The sequence below is a fragment of the Spirosoma pomorum genome (genome assembly GCF_054776615.1).
Window position 1 is genome coordinate 328,055 of record NZ_BAAHBP010000027.1, and the last position, 20,927, is coordinate 348,981.

A 20,927-nucleotide genomic window follows, 5' to 3' on the forward strand; every position below is an offset into this window, starting at 1 on the left:
TTTGTTACGTACGATCGGTATTTTTTACGTCAGATTGACCTACTTTGACCCGATGAACCATTGGATTTCTGTCATTTCGCTGGGATTGCTCGTCGGAGGTTGTAGTCAGATACCCACTACGCGGATGGGCCCATACCAAATGCGGGATTATGTATGGGTTGGGCAACGTATGGAACGCGTTACGGCTCCCTATGTCATCGATACCCAGTACGGGAAGAAGCATGTTGTGCTCGTTGGCTGTAGCCACGTCCGCGATACGTCAAGTGCGCAGTTTGCCACTATCCAGCGTCAATTTGCCCGGCTGGAACCACAGGTAGCGTTTAACGAAGGCGGGCAGATCGATTCGGCGGAGCGGTACGCAACGATACAGGAAGGAATCCGGAAAAATGGAGAAAACGGAGTCATGAAATACCTGTGTGACCAAGCTGGTATACGATTGCTGAATGGTGATCTGGCCGAAGAGCTGGAGTTTCCGTTGATGCTTCGCCGGTACGACAGGAATGATTTGCTGCTTTACTACGTCATGGAACGAGTCGTTGTACCGTACCTGAGTGGGTCTTACGGCAATCAGTCGTTTGATGAGCTATACCAGAAAGCTGTTCCGGACTGGTTCGTTAAAGGCTGACTTCCGTTGACGAAGCAGGAACAATCGCTGGACTATTTTAAGGCGTTATATCAAGCCAAAGTGGGTGAGCCATTTCAACTGGCTCTGAATGAGGCCACCGAGAAATTCGATTACGTCAATGGGAACGGATGCTATTATTGCGCTGTGGGGCGGGCCTCAAAAATGACCCGCGACAGCGTACTGTTGGCTAACATTGATCAGGCTCTTGATCGGTACGACCGGGTCATGGTTACGTTTGGGCATGGTCACGCGCTGGCTGTTGAACCGGCCCTGCGTCAGCTTGTGCAGCGTAAGCGTCACTAAAAAGCCGCCCTGCTTTCACAAGGCGGCTTCATAACTAATCCAGGCTCTCTGCTTCAATGGGTGTCATACGCTCCCGGGCAATCTTAGCCTGATGCGGGTCATCCGTCTCAACCGGTCCAGCCAGTAATTCGGCCTCGTGTACGACGATGGTTTTTGGCTCGTGGAACCGGCCTTTAGGCAACCAGTAGGCCAACAAGCCAACGTAAGCGGCCGCGAGTCCGGCGGCCGTCCAGCCAACAACCGGGTATCGGTTCCATTGCCGAGTGGCGACACCGCCAAATCCGGCGACAAAGGGGACCATATACCAGGGGTCATTCAGTTGGCGCGCAATAACGTATCCAGCGGCACCCGTTGCGCCCAGTATTCCTGCTGCCAGCGGAACGTCGCGTTCGTTGTCGCGCTCCCAGGCGCCTAGCGTCAACAACGTATCGGGCGTGCCTACGACAGTAGCTGCCGTCAGCCAGCCTGCATACAGACTAACCGGAATGTGCAGATACTTTTCGGGCGCCGGTACGTCCGTTTTACCGATTTCCAGACTCTGGTGCAGGGCTAGGGCTGCTGGTAGATTAAGCTTCGTCGTCAGGTCAGAAATGATAATGCTGCGGGCGTCATCCTGTGAAAAGAATCGGCCAAAAATGGCGTTCAGGGTCCAACTGGTCAGCCACCAGGGTAGAGCTTTCTGGTAGCGCGGGTTGTTTTGCTGCGAAGGAAGTGCCTGATGCACCAATAGCGCGCCTAAACCCGTATAAATCGTTGACCAAACTACGCCGAACGCCCAGCCCGCGGGTACGATCAGGTTCTTGTCGAAAACCCGCTGGTATTCGGCAGGTACGTCGTATTCGGGTTCCGATTCGGCCATCTGCATTTCTTTTCCCTGCTGCCGTGACCGGCGGCTCGACAGGGTTGTGTACACAATACTACCAGCCGCAAAGACTGCCGTTGCTATACGTAAGAATGATGAGTTTTTCATGGTACTATTTAGAGAAACGATTTTAAGCCGCTGCAACTTCCTTTTCTACGTCGGCTTTAGCCTGTGAAGCGTCAGACTTAAGATCGTGATAGGAGCTGAGCAGTGAGTTGATCACTGACGAAACGGTGTCAGAAACAGAACTTCCGGCCGCTTTTGCTTTGATCCGGTAACGCGTGCGATCGACCGGATTCGTGTTGGCGTAGGCAATACCAAGTGCAACGCCAGCCAGGACGGCTACGCCAAAACCAACGGCCCAGGGTAATGCCGATGATTTTGATGGCTCATGCTCTTCGGACTTGGGCGACATTTTGTCCCGCATCAGCGAAGCCAGCGCTTCCTGGGGAGCCACGTATGCCATCACTTCGTACGACTTATTCTTGAGACCACCCGGTACGATTTTGGGTTTGCCAGCCATCAGTGCTTCATAGCCAGCCTTCGCTACCATAACAGGGTCCTGCAACTCATCGGTAACTTTAGTACCTTCTGCATTAGCCTTGTGGAAGAAATCAGTATCGGTCGCGTTGGGGAGCAGGGCCGTAATTGTTACGTTTGTGCCCTTCAGTTCATTCGCCAACGATTGCGTGAAATTGTAAACGTAGGCTTTTGTACCCGCATAAACCGCCATGAGTGGTGTTGGGGTGATAGACAACAGGGAGGCCAGATTAAGGATTTTTCCTTCGTTACGGGCCAGCATATCGTAGAGGAACAGCTTGGTCAATTGAGTCAGCGCCAGCACATTCAGGTGAATCATCGACTTCTCCCGCTCCCAGTCTGTATCCGTTGCGAAAAGTCCGTAAAGACCAACGCCGGCATCGTTCACCAGCACATCAACGGTAATCTCCTTGGCTTTTACCTGATTGTAAACATCCTGACCGGCATCCTCTTCCGATAGATCCTTTTTTATTATCGTAATCTCCGACGTGCCGTAGTTGCCTTTGAAAACATCAGACAGGCGTTCCAGCGTATCATCACTTCGGGCAACCAAAACTAAATTATAGCCATCCTGAGCGAAAAGTTTGGCGAGTTCCTGACCAATACCACTCGAGGCACCAGTAATCAGTGCTGTTTTTCCCGTTCCTGTATTCATAACGTTGTGTAATTTGTGAGTAACTGATTGAACTGCTGTCGTTAGAAGTTGTTTCGAAGAAATAACCTATTTGTCGTTAGGTTACGGCCGTAAAAGGCACAAAATGAGCCGCTTATTTGTTCTGTTAGTAGTGCATTTAACTACTCAACAATGACCAGAATATTTATTGGAGTCGTCCTGATTATAGCTGGTTTATCCGGTTGTTCATCGTACCGAATTACCCGAAACCAACTGGATCAGTCGGCTACCTGGAATGCCTATCAGACCTTCGCGTTTGTTGATACGAACCGGATTGAGGCAACACCACGTACGGATTATCAGGCGGCAATCACGAACGTAAAACAGGCCGTAACGGCGGAATTAACCCAGCGCGGTTATCAGCAGAGCAGAAACAACCCGGATTTGCTGGTCGACATTGGGGCTGCCGTCAATGAGAAAACGCAAACTCGCTCAACAACTATTTATGAAGCTCCCGGCTATACGGGGCAGCGCCGTTACCGGTGGCAGAGCCAGGAGGTTCCGGTAGGAACCTACGAGGAAGGAACCGTTCGAATTCAGGTGGTAGATACCCAGCGGGAAGCGTTAGTGTGGGACGTAGCGGTGGCTAGTGTGCTGAATCGTAAAAAAGAAGCTGCGTCTGTACAGCTTGGAGAAGCCGTTGCGAAAGCTTTCGGAAAGTTTCCTGACAAAAAATAAATAGCTCTTCAAAACGAACGCGGTCTTGTCAGATGACAGGACCGCGTTCGTTTTGAAGAGCTTGAATCGATTAGGCTACAACTTCCCGAGCTTTATCGGTTGTATTACGTACTGTATCGGAGATACGATCTCCCGCTGACAGAAGCGCATCCTTCGCTGAGTCGGTAAATTTTCGCGCCTTGTAGCGGTATTTTAAGCGCTGGTACGTGTTCGTATTATTGTAAAGTGTTACAATAGCTATACCGGCAATAGCAACGGCCGTGATACCGATACCCAGCGTCAGAGCTTTCCGGTTCAGTTTAGCCTCTGTTTCATTTTTGTCCTCCATCTGTGCGCGAGTGGCCCTAGAGACAACTGAATCAGGAAGAACGCGCGACGCAGCTGCCTGGAGTTTGGTTGTAAAGCCGGCAATGGCTTTGTCTTGTCCCTTTAGAAGAGCTTCATAGCCTTCCTTCGCAACATCAGCCGGGCTGGTTGAACGGGCAGCTTCCTGCGCTACTGTATTCATTGCCCCCGCTTTATTGAAGAAATCAGTGTCCGTAGCGGGCGGCATCAACACTGTAATGCCGACATCCGTGTTTTTTATCTCGTTACGTAAAGCCTCCGAGAACGAGTAAATGAATGATTTCGTGGCCCCATAAACTGCCATCAGCGGGTTAGGCATGATTGAGACAATGGACCCAAGCATCAGAATCTTCCCCTCGTTCCGGGTCACCATATCTCTTAAAAAGAGTTTGGTTAGATGAACCAGTGACGTAACGTTGACCTGGATAACACTTAACTCTTTCTGCAAGTCTGTCTCCGTGGCAAAGACACCATACTCGCCGAAACCGGCGTTGTTGACCAACACATTAACGGTGATGTTTTTGCTGACGACTTCGTCGTAAATCTGCTGGGCTGCTTCTGGGGCCGATAAATCTTTCTCGATGACGGTAACGATCGACGTACCGTATACTTGTTTGAACCGATCGGCTAGTTCGCTTAATTTATCTTCGCTTCGGGCAACCAGTACGAGATTGTAACCGTCTTTCGCGAAGAGTGTAGCCAATTCCCGGCCAATGCCGCTCGATGCTCCTGTAATCAGGGCTGTCTTTCCAACTTCTGCTGTCATAGTGAGTAGACTCATTAAAGCGTACTATCATCTAGTCAACCCCGAGCAACAAAAGATGTTTATGGTAAAAAAAGGAGGAGGGGGAGGAAGGAGGAAAGGGAAGTAGTAGGAAAAAGGAGGAGAGCAAGAGGAAGGAAGAGAGAAACAGGGCAAAATTATGCGTCCGCAATCCTTTCCTCCATCCTCCCTTTCTTCCCCTTCTTCCGACTTTTTTATTTCACTACCACCTTCATATCAATTTTACGAAGAGTAGGTTTTGGCACACCTGAGGTGTCGCGTCGGCTGACGCCCGTACCCCGCCCGATGGCGTCAATACGAACGAAGTTGATGCCCGCGGCCATGAGTTGCTGCTTAACCTGATTGACCCGCTTGAACGACAGCTCTTTGTTAGTCATACCATAACCGGCTGCATCATTCGCGTAGCCGATCAGCTGGATCTGAAGTGCTGGGTATGCCTTGAGTAATGTTGCTAGCTCATTGACAACCGGCTGAGCAGTAGGCGTCAATGATAAAGAGCCCGGCGTGAACGTCAAACCGGGCAGGGGAAAGACCCGACCTTTGGGTAAAGCCGGATTGGTCAGGTAAGGCGTCAACTGCTGCGATAGCAAACCCGTTGTTGGCGAGGCACCCGCAACACCAGGTACCGAGGCTGGTGCAGTAGCGGCTGTTGTCGCTGTCGGCGAGGCTGAAGTCGGTGGTTGCGGCACTGCCAATGAACGAGTAACGGTGTCCGTAATAACCGTGTCGGCCAGTGGCGTACTTTCTGACGTTCCTTCTATTGTTTTATCGTCGTATTGCCGCGTATTCTGGTAGATATAATAGCCGCCGGCGGCAACCGCCAGTGCCAGCAGAATTCCAACGCCCCATTTGGCCAGCACGCTGGTATCTTCGCCAGCATCGTCGTTTAGATCGTAATTGATCGGCTGCCGGGTGAAGGTTTCAGACTGACGAACCTGACCGGATGGTGTAGTTGTTTCAACCAGCGTCCGGCGGGCAGGTGCTGCTGATCCGCCTACTACCTGATGGAGGCCTAATTTCTCGATCAGGCGAGGCATGAGCTCATCCGGAACAGCGTTGACAAACGCATCACGTTCGGAAAAGAGTGAGGAGGCCAGACCATCGGCGTCTAATTTCCGCTCTTTCACCTGTTTCCCTAGTGTATGCAGCACAACCGGCGTGATTAGCCCCAGTAAGGAAATAGCCGATGAGTTGCGAATACCTGCGTAGCCTGAAATCATGCTGCCAATCGAACTCTTCATGGCAGGCAGTAGATGACTGATAACGTCGTTCCCCTGCGTAATCAGCGCGTTGGTCTGATTCGGATCACGAAGAACAGTAGTAAGATTGTCGGTCAGGGAACCGTCGTAACGGCCTTTCTGAATATGGTTAAATAGTTGATTGACGCCAATTTCGGTAGTGGTTCGTTTCATCAGACCACCAACCAAAGTATAGACCAGACCGTCAACGGCTTTCTGCGTTTTTTCAACGGGCTCGTCGACGTAATTCGCAATACGTGTGACAACCTCCGGATTTAATGTAGCAGTTAACGTGGAAAACAAATTCATAAAAAGAAGGCTCGATCAGGCACAAAGGTGAGTTTTTATCCTACAACATAACGAAAAGCACAAACACACCCTGGCCTTAAAATTAGGTAAGGATTGGCAAAGGTTACATATGATTCCAGGAGAAATTGCCTATTTATCGGCGTGGGATTCGTTCAATAATGTCCTGGTACTCTGTTTCAACGGATCGTAATCGTTCCTGACAGAACGTAATCAACTCCGTAGCCAGCCGGATTTTGGCCGGCAGTTCATCCAGGGGAACCTCTTCATTTTCAATGGCATAGACCAGCGTCGACAACTGATCATATGCTTCCTGGTAATTCATTTTCTTACTGGCCATAACTTGCTAAGGTGTGTTCCTGGGGGCTAACGAAAAAGTAGGTGCATCTTATCCGATCATTCCGTCCGGATGTTGATCACGCCATCACGCAGCTGGACTTGCATCGCTTCTCCCGGTTTAACGTCGCCAGCGCTCGTCATAATATGCCCGTTACGAAGTAGCAAGGCATACCCACGTTTCAATACGTTAGCTGGGTCGAGGTGGCGCAGTGTAACTGCCTTCTCTGTCAGGTCAGTATGACGGTTGCGCAGATAGTTGTGCATCACAAAGCGCAATCGTTCGGTTTCCGCGTCCAGCTGCTCCCGGGTTAGTTGAATAGCATCGCGGGTAACGTTGCTCAGGCGATCACGCAGATACAGGCAGTTTTCTTCAAACTGGCGGTTGTGTTCGATCAGAAAGGCGGCTGCTTTGGTTGGTGTTTTAACGCTCTGATGACAAAGCAGATCGGTAATGCTGACGTTACGTTCGTGGCCAATTCCCGCCAAAACCGGGATAGGAAAACCCGCCACGGCCAGCCCCAGCTGATACGTATCAAAAGAGCCGAAATCCAGTTGCGAACCACCACCCCGCACCATGACTACGGCATCATAAAGGACACCGCTCATCCGGATCTTATTTAACTGGGTACAAATTGCCTGTTCTGCTCCCTGGCCCTGCACCTGCGTCAGGTATTCATCAATTACGAAGTCGTAGCCGAAAGCATTCTGCGCTAATTCGTGCCGGAAATCCCGCCAGCCGTCCGAATTAGGCGCTGTAATCAAAGCGAGTCGTTGCAGTACTGATGGACGAGCCAGGAGTTGGTTTGCCGTAATGTACTGCTCCGCTTCGAGCCAGACCAGATCCGGGTGTTCCCGTACCAGCGTGTCCAGTACCGCCTGGCGCTCCCGCTCCAGATTACCCAGCGTATAGGAGGGGTCAATTTTAATAATCTCGAGCCGGAGTCCATAAACCGGACTGTAGCTGACCGAGACTAATAGCAGCAACTGAATATTTCGGGCGAAGGCTACGCCGGTTGCCTGCTCAAAGTCGCGAATGGTATGGTAGTTCCGGCGCCAGATACAGGCTTCCATTTTCGCTACCGTACCCGCGGCTGGAGTTCCCGTTTCGCGCTCAACCAATGTCAAAAAGCAGTATCCACGGTCAGGATAATTCTTGATATCACTGGTTTCAGCAATAACCCATACGGCTTTCTGACCAAACGCCTGATCGAGAACCGCTTCGAGCGTGAAGGCTAAATCCGAAAGACGAATAGGGGACATGGGATAAAGAGCGAATGAGCGAAAGCATGAAAGAGCGAAAGGTTGCTGACGTATAAGTCGCTCGTTCACTCATTCACACTTTCGCTCTTTGATTATACTCCCTCAAACTGACGGAGGAAACGAACGTCGTTTTCGGTATAGAGACGTAGGTCGTTGACCACGAACTTAAGCTGGGTAATACGCTCGATACCCATCCCGAAGGCAAAACCAGTATATTCTTCCGGATCGATACCACAGTTGATCAACACCTGTGGATCAACCATGCCCGAACCGGCAATCTCAACCCAGCCGGAATGCTTACAAATGTTACAACCTTTACCGCCACAGATCTGGCAGGAAATATCGATTTCGGCGCTCGGTTCAGTGAATGGGAAATAGGAGGGGCGGAACCGAATCTGCGTACCTGGCTCGAACATCTCTTTCACGAAATGATAGAGGGTATCTTTCAGATCCTTGAAGCCAACGTTCTTGTCTATATATATACCTTCGACCTGGTGGAACATGCAGTGAGCCCGGGCCGAAATGGTTTCGTTACGGTACACCCGACCCGGCATAATCGACCGGATGGGCTGAAACGTACCAGGAGCCGCGTTACGTTGCCGCTCCATTAGTCGGGTCTGAACGTTGGAGGTATGGGTCCGGAGCAATACATCCGAAGAAGAACCTGAATCAGATTTTTCGACGAAGAACGTATCCTGCATATCGCGGGCCGGGTGGTTATCCGGGAAGTTAAGCGCCCCGAAATTGTACCAGTCCGTTTCAATTTCGGGCCCGTCCACAACGTTAAACCCAATCCGTTCGAAAATCTGAATGATCTGCTGCCGTACGAGCGTCAGGGGGTGCTGGTTGCCGGTCAGATTAGGAACAGTAGGCAAGGTCAAATCAACCGGAGGAGCGCTATTCGCGCTAGCCTGTTGTTCATCGACGGAGGCACTAAACGAGTCGAACCGCGCCTGAGCCAGGTTCTTCAGGCCATTCAATTCCTGACCAACCGCCCGGCGATCTTCGGCGGGAATACTCTTTAAGCCTTCAAATAATTCAGTAACAACCCCTTTACGGCTGATATAACGCATTCGAAACTGCTCAAGTTGCTCTTTCGACGTTACGTTACATTGATCTATTTCCTGATATATCTCTTTTATCTTCTCTAGCATAAGCTACTTAGTTGGCTATCGGCTACTACAAAGGTAGATAAAACTAGGCCAGTGTGCTGCATTTAGGTGTGGTGAGAATTATTGTACCCAATATGAGGCATATAATCCCCATAAGTTGTATTCTAAAGTAACCGAATTCGGGAAAATAGTGTCTTGTATGAAGTATACTCAAAGGATTATACTGCTGATTATTAGTGTATTATATATGTGTTGAGTATAATATGAAGTCTTTGGCGTAGGTAGGTCTGATTCTTGCCACGTATATAGGGTAAGTGCTGACGTAAAACGGTCAATTGTGAACTAGTGGATACGCAGTAAGTACTTGACAGTCAAACAATCAAATTAGTTTAAGTTATCACCATCAGTCAACATGAAAGCACTCGTTAACGATTCTGTCTTCGATCCTATGTCTATGCCGTTCCACAAAAGTGTGGAAAAAATTGCCGATTCTGCCTGCATGCAGAAACTGCTGATTCCATTCTATGATCGCAAACGGACAGTGTCGGTAGACGAGATCGTACGTCTGGAAGGGTCTGGTAACTATACGAACTTCTTTCTGAAGGATGGTACCAAAATGCTGGTGTCACGGACGCTGAAAGAATACGAAACGTTGTTGGACGGACAGGCGTTTGTACGCGTTCACAAGTCATGCATCGTTAACCTAGAATTCGTTCGTAAATTCTTCGTCAAGAAAGAAGGCGAGTTAGAATTGATTGATGGTCAGCAAGTGAAGATTTCTCGCCGTCGGGCTCAGATGTTTATGGACCGTATCCGGGATTTCCGGCTTCTAGCAATAAACTAAGTCCCATAGACGGATAAAAATACGGTTAGCCAAGCACGGAAACAGTTCAGCAAGGTAGCACGTAGTTTTACGTAGTAGGTAACGGGTATTCCCGTAAATACATATGATATCTTTTTGGGTATTTGCCTGATTTTCAACTGGTTGTTTTATTGATACAACCGTTGCGGATCAGGCTTCTTTTTTTGAGTAAGTGGTGATCGGGTAGCTTTGTTCAACCAATCAGAAACGAACCAAATCCTAAAATCCACTCTCATGAAAGCAAATGTATCACCCGTGGGTCTGCCTGTATCACCTTGTTTTCCCCTGTCTTATCAGCGCGGAACTCATCGTATTGCGCTTCCTTATCTGAACCGGACTATCTATATCTCGGCAGATGATGTGGTATGCCTGGAAGGAGAAGGAAATTATACGTTTCTCTACACCAGAGATCAAAAGCGATACCTGGTATCGAAAACGCTGAAGGATTTCGAAAAGATGATGGACGAATCTCTGTTCCTGCGAACCCATAAGTCATATATGGTCAACTTAGCGTACGTTCAGCCGAATACGCTTAATCGGGAACGGCAGGTCGTTATGGTTAACGGACGGGAAGTTGGTATCTCGCGCCGTCGAATGAAAGCAATCGCTCAACAACTCGCTCAGTTCTGGCACCGGAATCATAACTGATCAGAACATCTGATTGGAATAAAAAAAGCGGTCAGTCCACCTTTGGACTGACCGCTTTTTTGTGATGTTGTCTGTTTAGAAGAGACGGTAAGCGAGCGTAACCTGCCAACCACGTAACCGCTGACTAAACCGGGCACCGCTGTCTTCGATCTGAGCAATGTCGGATAAATTGCCTTCGTAGCGCACATCCAGGCCCAATGAGCCGATATCCAGACCACCTCCAACCTGGTACCCGTAATACGCTTTAGACCAGGCATCGTTCAACGTTCCGTTGGTGTACTGACTTAGCGCCTGACCTAGGCGTTGGTTGTCATCAATGCGAAACGAAACTACCGGACCTGCGACAATCCGAATCGGGCCACCTTTAATGCCCAGAAGTACCGGTACGTCAAAGCTTCTGGTTTTGATGGTAACGGTTTCCGTCTGGCCATTACGAACAATACCAAAGTCACCCGAGCGGCTCGAATACAATAACTCGGGCTGAATGAACAGGTTCTTACCAAATCGCGTGTAAATACCGAACGACGTACCAGTGCGGCTTGCATAGCTGTCTTTCAGGTTATTGCGAAACGTCTGTCCGTCGACACTAACCGTTGGAGAGCCGTTAGCATTGGTGCCCGTGTTGACAAAATTGCCAAACTTGAGCTGCGATAGGTTGACACCCCCTTTTATTCCTATCTGAAACTGCGCAAAGGACAGAGCCGGCAGCAGTGTTAACATTGCGAAAAGCAGGGATTTTTTCATAATCGGTTTTACTGAGAATTAGTTAAACGTTAAACGCGAATTCATTCGTGAGGGTACAAATACTCAACTAATTTCGAGCAAACGGCGTTAGTTAAATAGCCGTAATTTCGTCGAAACGCGGGTTTGACAACGCTGTTCAGCGTGGGTTTAAACGCCGGTTGAATTTCTGCTTTACTGGCATTAATCGTCCCGAATGGCCAAGCTAAAAACAACTTATTTCTGTCAGAACTGTGGCCAGCAATCGGCCAAATGGATGGGACGCTGCCCGGCGTGTGGGGAGTGGAATACAATGGTTGAGGAGGTCGTCCAGAAAGACGAACCCGATAAAGGCGGCTGGCGTAGCCCATCGGCCGGCCCTGGCGGGGTCAAAGTAGCCCCGAAGCCCAAGGCCATCCACGCAATTAATTACGAAGAGCAGCCCCGGATCGCCACGGTTGACAACGAACTGAATCGAGTATTGGGCGGAGGTATCGTTCCGGGCTCACTCGTTCTGATTGGTGGTGAACCAGGAATTGGTAAATCGACTCTACTCCTGCAAATCGCGCTGACACTGACGGGGCTGCGGGTTCTTTACGTATCAGGCGAGGAAAGCGAACAGCAGATCAAAATGCGAGCCGAACGGCTGACGGCTCCCACCAGCGACTGTCACGTGATGACCGAAACGTCGACGCAAAACGTATTCCGCGTCGCTGAGCACTTCGAACCCGAAATTCTGATTATTGACTCCATCCAAACCATGCAGTCGTCGCTGGTAGAATCAGGGGCGGGGAGTGTCTCGCAGGTGCGGGAGTGTACGTCGGAGTTCATGCGATACGCCAAAGAGAGTGGGGTACCTGTGTTTATGATTGGTCATATCACGAAAGAAGGGTCGCTGGCTGGTCCGAAAGTGCTTGAGCACATGGTCGATACTGTACTAACGTTCGAGGGGGATCGCCACACGACGTACCGGATCTTACGAACAACCAAAAACCGTTTCGGGAGTACCGATGAACTTGGTATTTACGAAATGTTGGGATCAGGGCTGCGTCAGGTAACAAACCCGTCCGAAATCCTGATTTCGCAACGTGACGAAGCGCTGAGTGGCGTGACCATCGGCTCTATGCTGGAAGGAAATCGGCCCCTGATGATTGAAACACAGGCCCTGGTGAGTGTTGCTACGTACGGAACGCCACAGCGCAGCAGTACCGGCTTTGATGCAAAACGGCTGAATATGCTGCTGGCCGTGTTAGAAAAACGCGGTGGCTTTCGACTGGGACAACAGGACGTATTTCTCAATATCGCGGGTGGACTTCGGGTCGAAGATCCCGCTATTGACCTGGCCGTGTGTGCCGCTATTGTATCGAGTTATGAGGATATTGCCATTCCTCCTTCTATCGCCTTTGCGGCCGAGATTGGATTAGGCGGTGAGGTGCGTGCGATCAGCCGGATTGAGTCGCGAATTGCGGAAGCGGAGAAGCTTGGTTTTCGGCAGATATTTATTTCAAAATACAACCTTAAGGGGTTGGATACAAAAGGGTTTGCGATTAACGTAAAACCCGTTTCGCGGTTGGACGAAGTCTTCCAGGGCGTGCTAATGTAAGACGTAAAAGGTGATAGAGCAGCAAAAGAGGGCAGTCGGCTAAGCGCTAGTTGTGGGATAAGTGGATGCTGATTGCGTGTGTCGATGAGTTGTCAATAGCTACGTTGAAAAAGAAATCAACCCGTACGTAAACGTTTCGTGAAAACGTAGTTACATGACCGGAGGAAGGAATTCTTTTGCTTATGTTTGGCAAACAATATTACGTACGACTATTATGAAATCTCTATTTGCCAAAGCTATCCTTTTTGTGTCTAGCGCCTTTATTTTGACGGGGTGCGCTACCGTGTTCGGTGGTCCAAGAACATCATACCAGGTTACCAAACCAAGAGACGGAGAGCCGCAACGGGAGATACGCGTTGGAGCCCTTATTGCTGACATTATTCTTTTCTTACCAGGTACCATTGTCGACTTTGCGACCGGTGCTATTTACCGACCTGCTCCTCTCAAAAGTCCGGTGCCAGTGCCTCCGCCGGTCAATGGCATTCGATAAGTCTTGCCAACACAATCAATTAGCCCACCGCTTCACAAAACGGTGGGCTTTTTTTATGATAATGACGAATCGATGCTATACTAATCAAGTCGAAGACACCAAGAGCAGAGTAGACGCAACGGGAGGTGAACATGGAAATTTAATTCTAGTTATAGAACTAGATTAACCTGCTATACTAATGGCTTCACTCAACGAAATAACGGATAGTTCCTCAAATCCCGAGCGCTCAACGAATTCGGACAATCTGATTAGTCGCAAAGGATTTCTCCAGGCAGCTGGGGTAATGGCGGTTGGCATGGCAGGCGGCTTGTCGGCAGCGTGCCAGTCAAACGGGCAGGCGCCTTCCTACCCAGTACCGACCAGCGGTACGTATAAAGCGCCCAGCGGGCAGCAGGTACCGACCTCACCTCCGTATTCTCCCCCCGCCGAAGTGCCCAGTGACGTCACAAAGCCAATCGAGCTCGAAGCCTGGAAGTCAGACGCTGATCGAAAGTCGCCACCCGTGCCGACACCCCTGCCAAAGGACCAGCGTGTTGGCTACGCGATTGTGGGGTTAGGCCACCTGTCGCTGGAAGAAATTCTGCCGGCGTTGGGCACCTGCAAAAAATCGAAAGTCGCTGCGTTAGTGAGTGGAAGCCCAGAGAAGATGCAGCGGGTGGCGCTGCAGTATGGTGTGAAGCCGGAAAGCTGCTACAGCTACGAGAATTACGATAAACTGAAGGATAACCCGGACGTACAGGTCATTTATATTGTGCTACCGAACTCCATGCACGCTGAATATACGATTCGGGGCGCACAGGCCGGGAAGCATATTCTGTGCGAGAAGCCAATGGCCAGCTCGTCGGCAGAGTGTCAGGCCATGATCGACGCCTGCAAAAAGGCGAATCGTAAGCTGATGATCGCCTACCGGATTCATTATGAACCATTCAACCGTTACGTTCGGGAAAAGGTACAGGCGAACGAATATGGTAAGCCTAAGTTCGTTGATGCGTTTAATTGTCAATCATCGGCTAATCCTAAACACTGGCGTCACATCAAGGCGCTGGCGGGCGGTGGAGCTCTACCCGATATTGGGCTTTACTGCCTGAACACAACCCGCTTCATTCTGGGAGAGGAACCCACCGAAGTATCGGCTTACATTTACAGCGATCCCGATAATCCATTATTTAAAGAGGTGGAAGAAGTCTGCTCGTGGCAGATGAAATTTCCGAGCGGTATCATTGCCAACTGCGCAACGCACTACAATGTCCATGATTCACGCAAGTACCGGGTTATGACCGAACGCGGCTGGTACGAACTGGAAAACGCCTACGCGTACGAAGGTCAGAAGCTAATGACTTCCCGCGCCGACGGCGAGATTGTCCGTCAGGAGAACGTAAGCATCACCCCCAAAGATCAGTTCGCGGCCGAGATGGATTATTTCTCGGAGTGTATTATAGAGGACCGGGCGCCGTTTTCAACGGGCGAAGAGGGACTACAGGATCAGCGGCTCATGGAAGCCATTTACCAATCGGCGCGGGAAAAACGGCCGGTCAAGCTACCACTGATCGAGAAAAAGGATGCGTTTCGGGGACCGAAACCGCCGGAACTTCAGGCGTAATGCAGGTTATAGACGGAGAAAATCTCTAAAGGAACTGACTTGGGTTTTAATTCTCAGGGGGAGTAAGGCAATTCTCCCAGGTCATATTCTATCACTATCAGCTAGAAAGCGGAGAAATTCGCTGGCTATTTAGCCACACAAGGCTGATGTTACCGCGAATGCTATGCTGGTTATCGAAGAATATTTTCCGGCCGTCATGGCCTGCCTGCTGGCCATGCTTTGCTGGGGAACCTGGTCGAATGCCCAGAAACTAGTTACACGCGATGCCCCGGTTGCTCACTTTTATCGGGACTATATATATGGTATCGGCCTCACGTCGCTGATACTGGCCTTTACGGTCGGTAGTCTGGGCGAACAAGGGCGACCATTTGTCGAAGACTTGACTCAGGCTAACGTCGGAAAGTTGCTCATGGCGTTGGCGGCTGGTATCATCTTTAACGTAGGAAACCGCTTGCTGGTCGTTGGTATTCAACTGGCGGGCATTGCTATAGCAATGCCGGTCGGGACGGGCATTTCGCTCATACTGGGTCTGGTCGTGAATTATATGGCTGAGCCTGAAGGAAAAGTGGGACTGCTGGCAGCGGGCGGAGCTGTGGTTATCGTGGCTATGGTGTTTGGTGGACTTGCTTACAAAGCCAAAGATGATGGGCAGGAATTTAATAAACGCGGGTTGGTTATTGTGCTGCTTTCCGGCCTGCTGACTGGGTTTTTCTTTCGCATGATTACCAGCACGCTGGCGCCCGATCTGGCCCAGCCAGAAGCGGGTGCTTTAACGCCCTCTACCGCCTTTGTCGCTTTTTCGCTGGGTCTACTACTGAGCAATTCCGTACTGGAGCTAGGCGTCCGTCGATTTATTCCCGAGGAGAAAGACAATGAGAACGCGGAAGTTGGCTACAAGGATATGACGTTCCAGCAACACCTGTACGGAATTGGAGGTGGCGTCATCTGGGGTATCGGGATGGGAGCCCTGCTGCTGGCGTCGCAGCCCGCCGGAAGTGCCGTTTCGTTCGGGCTGAGTCAGGGGGCTACGATTGTAGCGGTGCTGTATGGGTTGTTCGTCTGGAAAGAATTCGAGGGAGCCCCGCCAGCCAGCAATCATTGGCTGTGGCTCATGGGTGGTTGTTACGTTGCTGGAATCGTCCTCATTGTCATCGCTCGGGCATAAGCATAACCTGTTTTGAGCTGCTCAATACCAGTGAGCCAAAAGTTGGCTGAGATTCCGTTCGTAAATCAATAGAAATGATCGCGGATGAAATCCCTTACCAGTGATCTGATCCTACGAAGAAAAGAACGTCTGCCTAACCAACAACAGGCTGAGCCGTTTTACGCAGCAGGCCACTCAATTTCAGGATCGTAAAAAAATGATGGGCTTCGTGAAGCAGAAAGAACTCTGCCCATCCTTCGATTCCCATATAGCCAAACAATGGATGGCTACCAACCTGGACTAGTTGCTCGTCGTGAAGAATACTCAGGAAGGCATTAAGCGTAGCGCGTTCACCCATAAAACGTTCCTGTAGGGCAGGCCAGGAAAGTGCTAGCCATTCCGAAAAGCCCGGATCTTCTTCGGCAACGTAACGAGCAAAGACAGGTTCTTCCCCTTTGACGATCTGTTGGATACGCGTCAGGAAAATCTCCTGATAACGCCCCAGGTGAGCTATATTTTCCTGGATAGACCATTTGTCGGGAACCGGACGCTGAGAAAGCTGTTCCTGGGTAAGCCCAGCCAGTAAATGGTTGAGTGCATCAGGCTGATGGTCTAAACGAGCAAGGATTGAGGATTTCATACCGCAATAATAAAGCGGAACCCGCTATTCTAAACGCCCGCCACCGTATAATTGAAAACCAACAAAAAGAGTAATTGGAGCCAACAATGATAAGTATAGCTATGTTATAGAATAGTTGCTTTAAACCAACCACAAACAACAAAACGTTATGAGTTACATTAAAGTAGGTACAGATCAAGCAGGCGAAGACATCAACCTGTATTATCAGGATTTAGGGACGGGTAGCCCCGTTGTACTTATTCACGGCTGGCCACTAAGCAGTGCTATGTGGGATTACCAATTGGCTGAACTGCCTAAGCATAACATGCGCGTAATCGCTTACGATCGGCGTGGTTTCGGTAAATCGTCTCAACCCTGGGATGGCTACGAATACGATACGCTGGCGGACGACTTGAAAGCGCTGCTGGATACACTCGACCTGCGGAACGTAACGCTCGTTGGTTTCTCGATGGGTGGGGGTGAAATCGCCCGGTACATTGGTCGGTACGGCAGCGATCGCATTGCAAAAGTCGCCTTCGTTAGCGCCGTGACGCCTTATATGTTGAAAACAGAAGATAATCCGGATGGCGTCGAACAAAGCGTGTTCGATGACATTTTGGATGGATTGAATAAAGACCGGGCTGATTTCCTGCAAACCTTTGGTAAGCAGTTCTACGGTGTCAGCCTGATCAGTCACCCTGTAAGCCAGGCGCACCTGGAAGGCGACTTCGCTCGGGCATACGCAGCCTCGCATCGGGCAACCATCGAGTGCGCGAAAGCATTTGCTATGACTGACTTCCGGGATGATCTGACGCAGGTTAACGTACCAACGCTGATCATTCATGGTGATGACGATAAAACCGTACCCATCGAGTCGTCGGGTGAACTGACCGCCAATGCTATCCCAAGCGCACAATACATTGTGTACGAAGGAGCACCACACGGACTGTTCTACACCGAAAAAGACCGGCTAACGGAAGACATTATTGCCTTCGTACAGGAGGGAGTATCGGTACGGGAGCCTGCCGGGACTACCACGATCTACTAGGGTTACCTAGCAAGTATGAAAAAGCCCGCCTTCGATGAAGGCGGGCTTTTTTTATATCTGTCTGTACGTCTTCACGTAAATGGAAGGGGTCTGGCCCGTGATATCCTTGAACTGGCGGTTGAAGTTCGACAGGGTACGAAACCCACTTTCGTAGCTGACCTGGGTGATACTGAGTTTACCGGCCATCAGCAGCTTACAGGCGTGACCAATCCGCACTTCCGAAACGAACTCCGAAAATGTCTTGTTGGCTCTGGTCTTAAAGTACCGGCAAAAAGCGGGGGCCGTCATGCCCGCCAGATCAGCTACGGTTTCCAGGCTTAGCTCCTCGGGAAAATGGCCCAGCACGTAGTCATGAACCAGCTGCATCCGGTCCGTTTCGTTTGGTTTGACGGTATTGCTGTAATTAGGACTGGTCAGAAAGCGGTAATCGGTCGCGTGCGACAGTTCGTCGAGCAGCGTCAGCAGGTTTAACACCCGGGTAAAATCGATGGGTTGTCTAACCAAACTCTGCAACGTTTCTACGATTCGATCCCGCGTTGCTCCCGTCCACTCGAGTCCCTTGCGCGAATGATCGAGTAATTGGCGGATGTAAGCCATCTCCTGGTTTTTGAAAAAGGACGTTCCCAGGAAATCTTCAGAGAAATAAACGACGATCCCTCTGGTCTGCTGAAGCGACTGGCGAGAGAAATATTCCTGATCGCTACGCCAGAGGTGAGGAAGATTAGGCCCTAGAAAAACCAGGTCGCCGGGCCCAAATGGTTTAATCGAATCACCGATAAAGCGAGTTCCCGTCCCTTCTTCGACCAGGAAAAGCTGATAATGCGGATGAAAGTGCCAGTTAGGGTCGAAGTAAGGTTCGGTAAGCTTTTTTGCGACAAAGGATGCAGCTACTGGCTCCAGGTCTTTTCTCAGAGGTTGCTTCATAGACTTGCTCTTTTTTTAACACAAAAAGCCTCCTATTTAATTATTTAGGGTGAAAATAAAGTTGATATTGGCTAATAAAAGCAAAATGACGTGACAATCTACTACCTATATTTGTTTGATTTTTCCTATAACAAATATGAATAAGGTTGGAATGAATTTGTTTGTCTGGACTTCGACCATGGACGAAGACATGACAGACACGTTTCTGTTTCTGAAGGATGCGGGCTTCGACTTTATCGAAGTGCCGATGAACAGCACGGATCAGACTAAGTGGCAGCGGGTTGGCGAGGAGCTTTCCGCGCTGGGGATCGGCGTTCAGGCCTGTTCTATTTGTGGCCCGGAGTACAATCTGATCAGTCCGGATGCAACTGTACGTCAGGCGGCCGTTGACTTTCTGAAACAGATCGTTGATGGCGCTGCGCTGATGGGGGCACCGATTCTAATGGGACCGCTTTTCGCCGGATTCAAGACATTCACGGGTAAACCAGCCACGGCGCAGGAATGGGATTGGTCGGTAGCGGGCATGCGGGAAGTAGCCGAACACGCGGCTACCAAGAACGTAATTTTGGCGATGGAGTACCTGAACCGCTTCGAAACCTACCTGCTTACCTGTACCGACGACGTAATCCGGTACGTGGAAGCCGTTGATCATCCGAACTGCCGGATTGCGTTTGACACCTTCCACGCGAACATGGAAGAGAAAAGCATTCCCGACGCCATTCGAGCCTGTGCGCCGTACCTGGTACACGTGCAGATTTCGGAAAATGACCGCTCAACTCCTGGACAGGGACACATCAACTTTACCGAGATTTTCGACACGTTCCAGGAGGTTGGTTACACAGGTCCGATCGCTATCGAAGCCTTTGGCCTAAATCCACCAGAACTGGCAGCGGCTACGCATATCTTCCGGCCGATGTTCGAGTCGCCGGAACAGCTCGCTACGGATGGGTTGGCGTTTATAAAGAGCGAACTAGCGAGTGAGCGAAAGAGCGAGTTACGCCTGGCTTAACTTATTCTCTCCTTCATTCTTCTTTTCGCTTCGCTCTGTCGGACTGGTTTCATTCTTTCTCCCTTTCACTCTTTATTTATGTTAAACGTTGCTATCGTAGGCCTTGGGTTTGGGGCCGAATTCATTCCCATCTATCAGCGGCATCCAGATGCCAACATGTACGCGATTTGCCAGCGTAACGTCGAGAGTCTGAACAAAATTGGGGACGCGTATGGCATCGAAAAACGGTATTCCAGCTACGACGAGCTACTGGCTGATCCAAATGTTGATGCGGTACATATCAACTCGCCAATACCGAACCACGCCGAACAGACGCTAAAAGCACTGAAAGCGGGTAAGCACGTAGCCTGTACGGTTCCGATGGCTACGTCGGTCGAAGATTGCCTGGCCATTGTGCAAGCCTGCAAGGAAAGCGGCAAGAAATACATGATGATGGAAACGGTGGTATACAGCCGCGAGTTTCTGTTCGTTAAAGAACTGTACGAAAAAGGTGAACTGGGCAAAGTTCAATTCCTGAAAGCCAGTCATCAGCAGGATATGGACGGCTGGCCTGACTACTGGCCTGGCTTACCGCCGATGCATTACGCTACGCACTGCGTTGGCCCAGTTGCTGGTTTGCTCAAGCTGGAGGCTGAATACGTATCGTGCTTTGGATCGGGAACGATTCGGGAAGAGCTGGCTAAAATTCATAACTCTCCCTTCGCCGTTGAGTCCGCACATATTAAGTTCAAAGACAGTGATTTGGCAGCTTACGTATATCGGTCGTTGTTTGACGTAGCGCGGCAGTACCGCGAAAGTTTTGAGGTGTACGGCGACAAGAAGTCATTCGAATGGCAATTGATCGAAGATGAGCAGCCGGTAATCCATACGGCGAAGAAACCAGAGCCGGAAATTCCTGAAAAAGTAACGGTGCCCGATTACGCACACTACTTACCCAGCGAAATTCAGCGGTTTACGACAAAAGGCGTGTACGACGCCGACGAGACCCAGCATTTGTCGTTTACGCAGGGTGGAGGACATGGCGGATCTCACCCGCACATGGTTCACGAATTTGTGTCGGCGATCAAAGAAAACCGGGACCCGTTCCCCAATGCTGCGCAGTCGGCTAACTGGACGAGTGTAGGGATTCTGGCGCATGAATCAGCGTTACGTGGTGGCGAACTCATCAAACTGCCCGATTTTAATTAAGCACTTA

General features: G+C 50.2%; 22 protein-coding genes. 12 read left to right on the plus strand and 10 right to left on the minus strand.

Features of this window, described 5'->3' with window-relative positions; all coding sequences use genetic code 11:
* Nucleotides 1–52: 52 nt before the first annotated feature.
* Both ACYVAD_RS16800 and ACYVAD_RS16805 read left to right on the plus strand, forming a co-directional pair.
* Entirely contained in the window at nucleotides 53–625 is a 573-nt protein-coding gene (locus ACYVAD_RS16800) for a hypothetical protein (RefSeq protein WP_461140666.1), read from the plus strand.
* 6 nt (nucleotides 626–631) lie between these two features.
* A complete protein-coding gene (locus tag ACYVAD_RS16805; RefSeq protein ID WP_461140667.1) occupies nucleotides 632–928 on the plus strand; it encodes a hypothetical protein in 297 nt (98 codons plus the stop codon).
* 34 nt (nucleotides 929–962) lie between these two features.
* On the opposite strand, the gene ACYVAD_RS16810 is transcribed toward ACYVAD_RS16805, so the two are convergent.
* Both ACYVAD_RS16810 and ACYVAD_RS16815 read right to left on the minus strand, forming a co-directional pair.
* Nucleotides 963–1,898 (minus strand): TspO/MBR family protein, encoded by a 936-nt coding sequence (locus tag ACYVAD_RS16810; protein ID WP_461140668.1) that lies wholly within the window; start codon nucleotides 1,896–1,898, stop codon nucleotides 963–965.
* A 22-nt stretch (nucleotides 1,899–1,920) separates the two neighbouring features.
* Nucleotides 1,921–2,985: an SDR family NAD(P)-dependent oxidoreductase gene (locus tag ACYVAD_RS16815; RefSeq protein WP_461140669.1), complete on the minus strand. Its 1,065-nt coding sequence runs from the start codon at nucleotides 2,983–2,985 to the stop codon at nucleotides 1,921–1,923.
* 150 nt (nucleotides 2,986–3,135) lie between these two features.
* Here ACYVAD_RS16815 and ACYVAD_RS16820 point away from each other — a divergent pair, with 150 nt between their 5' ends.
* On the plus strand, nucleotides 3,136–3,681 hold the full coding sequence (locus tag ACYVAD_RS16820; RefSeq protein ID WP_461140670.1) for a DUF4136 domain-containing protein: 546 nt from the start codon (nucleotides 3,136–3,138) through the stop codon (nucleotides 3,679–3,681).
* A gap of 70 nt (nucleotides 3,682–3,751) precedes the next feature.
* Here the strand turns inward: ACYVAD_RS16820 and ACYVAD_RS16825 are convergent, their stop codons facing one another.
* The 5 genes from ACYVAD_RS16825 to pheS all read right to left on the minus strand — a co-directional run bounded on the left by ACYVAD_RS16825 (nucleotide 3,752) and on the right by pheS (nucleotide 9,107).
* Nucleotides 3,752–4,792, minus strand: a complete 1,041-nt coding sequence (locus ACYVAD_RS16825; protein WP_461140671.1) for an SDR family NAD(P)-dependent oxidoreductase — start codon at nucleotides 4,790–4,792, stop codon at nucleotides 3,752–3,754.
* Between the two features lie 212 nt (nucleotides 4,793–5,004).
* Nucleotides 5,005–6,357, minus strand: a complete 1,353-nt coding sequence (locus ACYVAD_RS16830; RefSeq protein WP_461140672.1) for a DUF937 domain-containing protein — start codon at nucleotides 6,355–6,357, stop codon at nucleotides 5,005–5,007.
* Between the two features lie 133 nt (nucleotides 6,358–6,490).
* Nucleotides 6,491–6,694 (minus strand): exodeoxyribonuclease VII small subunit, encoded by a 204-nt coding sequence (gene xseB, locus ACYVAD_RS16835; protein WP_461140673.1) that lies wholly within the window; start codon nucleotides 6,692–6,694, stop codon nucleotides 6,491–6,493.
* Between the two features lie 56 nt (nucleotides 6,695–6,750).
* Nucleotides 6,751–7,953 carry an exodeoxyribonuclease VII large subunit gene (locus tag ACYVAD_RS16840; protein WP_461140674.1) on the minus strand — a complete coding sequence of 401 codons (1,203 nt, stop codon included), beginning with the start codon at nucleotides 7,951–7,953 and terminating at the stop codon, nucleotides 6,751–6,753.
* A gap of 92 nt (nucleotides 7,954–8,045) precedes the next feature.
* Entirely contained in the window at nucleotides 8,046–9,107 is a 1,062-nt protein-coding gene (pheS, locus tag ACYVAD_RS16845; protein ID WP_461140675.1) for a phenylalanine--tRNA ligase subunit alpha, read from the minus strand.
* A gap of 370 nt (nucleotides 9,108–9,477) precedes the next feature.
* Between pheS and ACYVAD_RS16850 the strand changes: the two genes are divergently transcribed.
* Together ACYVAD_RS16850 and ACYVAD_RS16855 are read left to right on the plus strand one after the other, a co-directional pair.
* The gene (locus ACYVAD_RS16850; RefSeq protein WP_461140676.1) at nucleotides 9,478–9,909 is read left to right on the plus strand and encodes a LytR/AlgR family response regulator transcription factor; all 432 of its coding nucleotides are present in this window, start codon (nucleotides 9,478–9,480) and stop codon (nucleotides 9,907–9,909) included.
* A gap of 252 nt (nucleotides 9,910–10,161) precedes the next feature.
* Entirely contained in the window at nucleotides 10,162–10,575 is a 414-nt protein-coding gene (locus ACYVAD_RS16855; protein ID WP_461140677.1) for a LytR/AlgR family response regulator transcription factor, read from the plus strand.
* A 75-nt stretch (nucleotides 10,576–10,650) separates the two neighbouring features.
* Here the strand turns inward: ACYVAD_RS16855 and ACYVAD_RS16860 are convergent, their stop codons facing one another.
* Entirely contained in the window at nucleotides 10,651–11,319 is a 669-nt protein-coding gene (locus tag ACYVAD_RS16860; protein WP_461140678.1) for a porin family protein, read from the minus strand.
* Nucleotides 11,320–11,512: 193 nt separating this feature from the next.
* Between ACYVAD_RS16860 and radA the strand changes: the two genes are divergently transcribed.
* The 4 genes from radA to ACYVAD_RS16880 all read left to right on the plus strand — a co-directional run bounded on the left by radA (nucleotide 11,513) and on the right by ACYVAD_RS16880 (nucleotide 16,153).
* Entirely contained in the window at nucleotides 11,513–12,898 is a 1,386-nt protein-coding gene (gene radA, locus ACYVAD_RS16865; protein WP_461140679.1) for a DNA repair protein RadA, read from the plus strand.
* Nucleotides 12,899–13,112: 214 nt separating this feature from the next.
* Complete coding sequence (locus ACYVAD_RS16870) at nucleotides 13,113–13,388, plus strand: hypothetical protein (RefSeq protein WP_461140680.1); 276 nt, start codon at nucleotides 13,113–13,115, stop codon at nucleotides 13,386–13,388.
* 178 nt (nucleotides 13,389–13,566) lie between these two features.
* Nucleotides 13,567–14,988 carry a Gfo/Idh/MocA family oxidoreductase gene (locus ACYVAD_RS16875; RefSeq protein ID WP_461140681.1) on the plus strand — a complete coding sequence of 474 codons (1,422 nt, stop codon included), beginning with the start codon at nucleotides 13,567–13,569 and terminating at the stop codon, nucleotides 14,986–14,988.
* 163 nt (nucleotides 14,989–15,151) lie between these two features.
* The gene (locus ACYVAD_RS16880; RefSeq protein WP_461140682.1) at nucleotides 15,152–16,153 is read left to right on the plus strand and encodes a GRP family sugar transporter; all 1,002 of its coding nucleotides are present in this window, start codon (nucleotides 15,152–15,154) and stop codon (nucleotides 16,151–16,153) included.
* Between the two features lie 133 nt (nucleotides 16,154–16,286).
* On the opposite strand, the gene ACYVAD_RS16885 is transcribed toward ACYVAD_RS16880, so the two are convergent.
* The gene (locus ACYVAD_RS16885; RefSeq protein WP_461140683.1) at nucleotides 16,287–16,772 is read right to left on the minus strand and encodes a DinB family protein; all 486 of its coding nucleotides are present in this window, start codon (nucleotides 16,770–16,772) and stop codon (nucleotides 16,287–16,289) included.
* A gap of 148 nt (nucleotides 16,773–16,920) precedes the next feature.
* Between ACYVAD_RS16885 and ACYVAD_RS16890 the strand changes: the two genes are divergently transcribed.
* Nucleotides 16,921–17,799, plus strand: a complete 879-nt coding sequence (locus tag ACYVAD_RS16890) for an alpha/beta fold hydrolase (protein WP_461140684.1) — start codon at nucleotides 16,921–16,923, stop codon at nucleotides 17,797–17,799.
* 51 nt (nucleotides 17,800–17,850) lie between these two features.
* Here the strand turns inward: ACYVAD_RS16890 and ACYVAD_RS16895 are convergent, their stop codons facing one another.
* Nucleotides 17,851–18,723 (minus strand): AraC family transcriptional regulator, encoded by an 873-nt coding sequence (locus tag ACYVAD_RS16895; protein WP_461140685.1) that lies wholly within the window; start codon nucleotides 18,721–18,723, stop codon nucleotides 17,851–17,853.
* 136 nt (nucleotides 18,724–18,859) lie between these two features.
* Here ACYVAD_RS16895 and ACYVAD_RS16900 point away from each other — a divergent pair, with 136 nt between their 5' ends.
* Both ACYVAD_RS16900 and ACYVAD_RS16905 read left to right on the plus strand, forming a co-directional pair.
* Nucleotides 18,860–19,732: a sugar phosphate isomerase/epimerase family protein gene (locus ACYVAD_RS16900; RefSeq protein ID WP_461140686.1), complete on the plus strand. Its 873-nt coding sequence runs from the start codon at nucleotides 18,860–18,862 to the stop codon at nucleotides 19,730–19,732.
* Between the two features lie 78 nt (nucleotides 19,733–19,810).
* A complete protein-coding gene (locus ACYVAD_RS16905; RefSeq protein WP_461140687.1) occupies nucleotides 19,811–20,920 on the plus strand; it encodes a Gfo/Idh/MocA family protein in 1,110 nt (369 codons plus the stop codon).
* The last annotated feature ends 7 nt before the right edge of the window (nucleotides 20,921–20,927 follow it).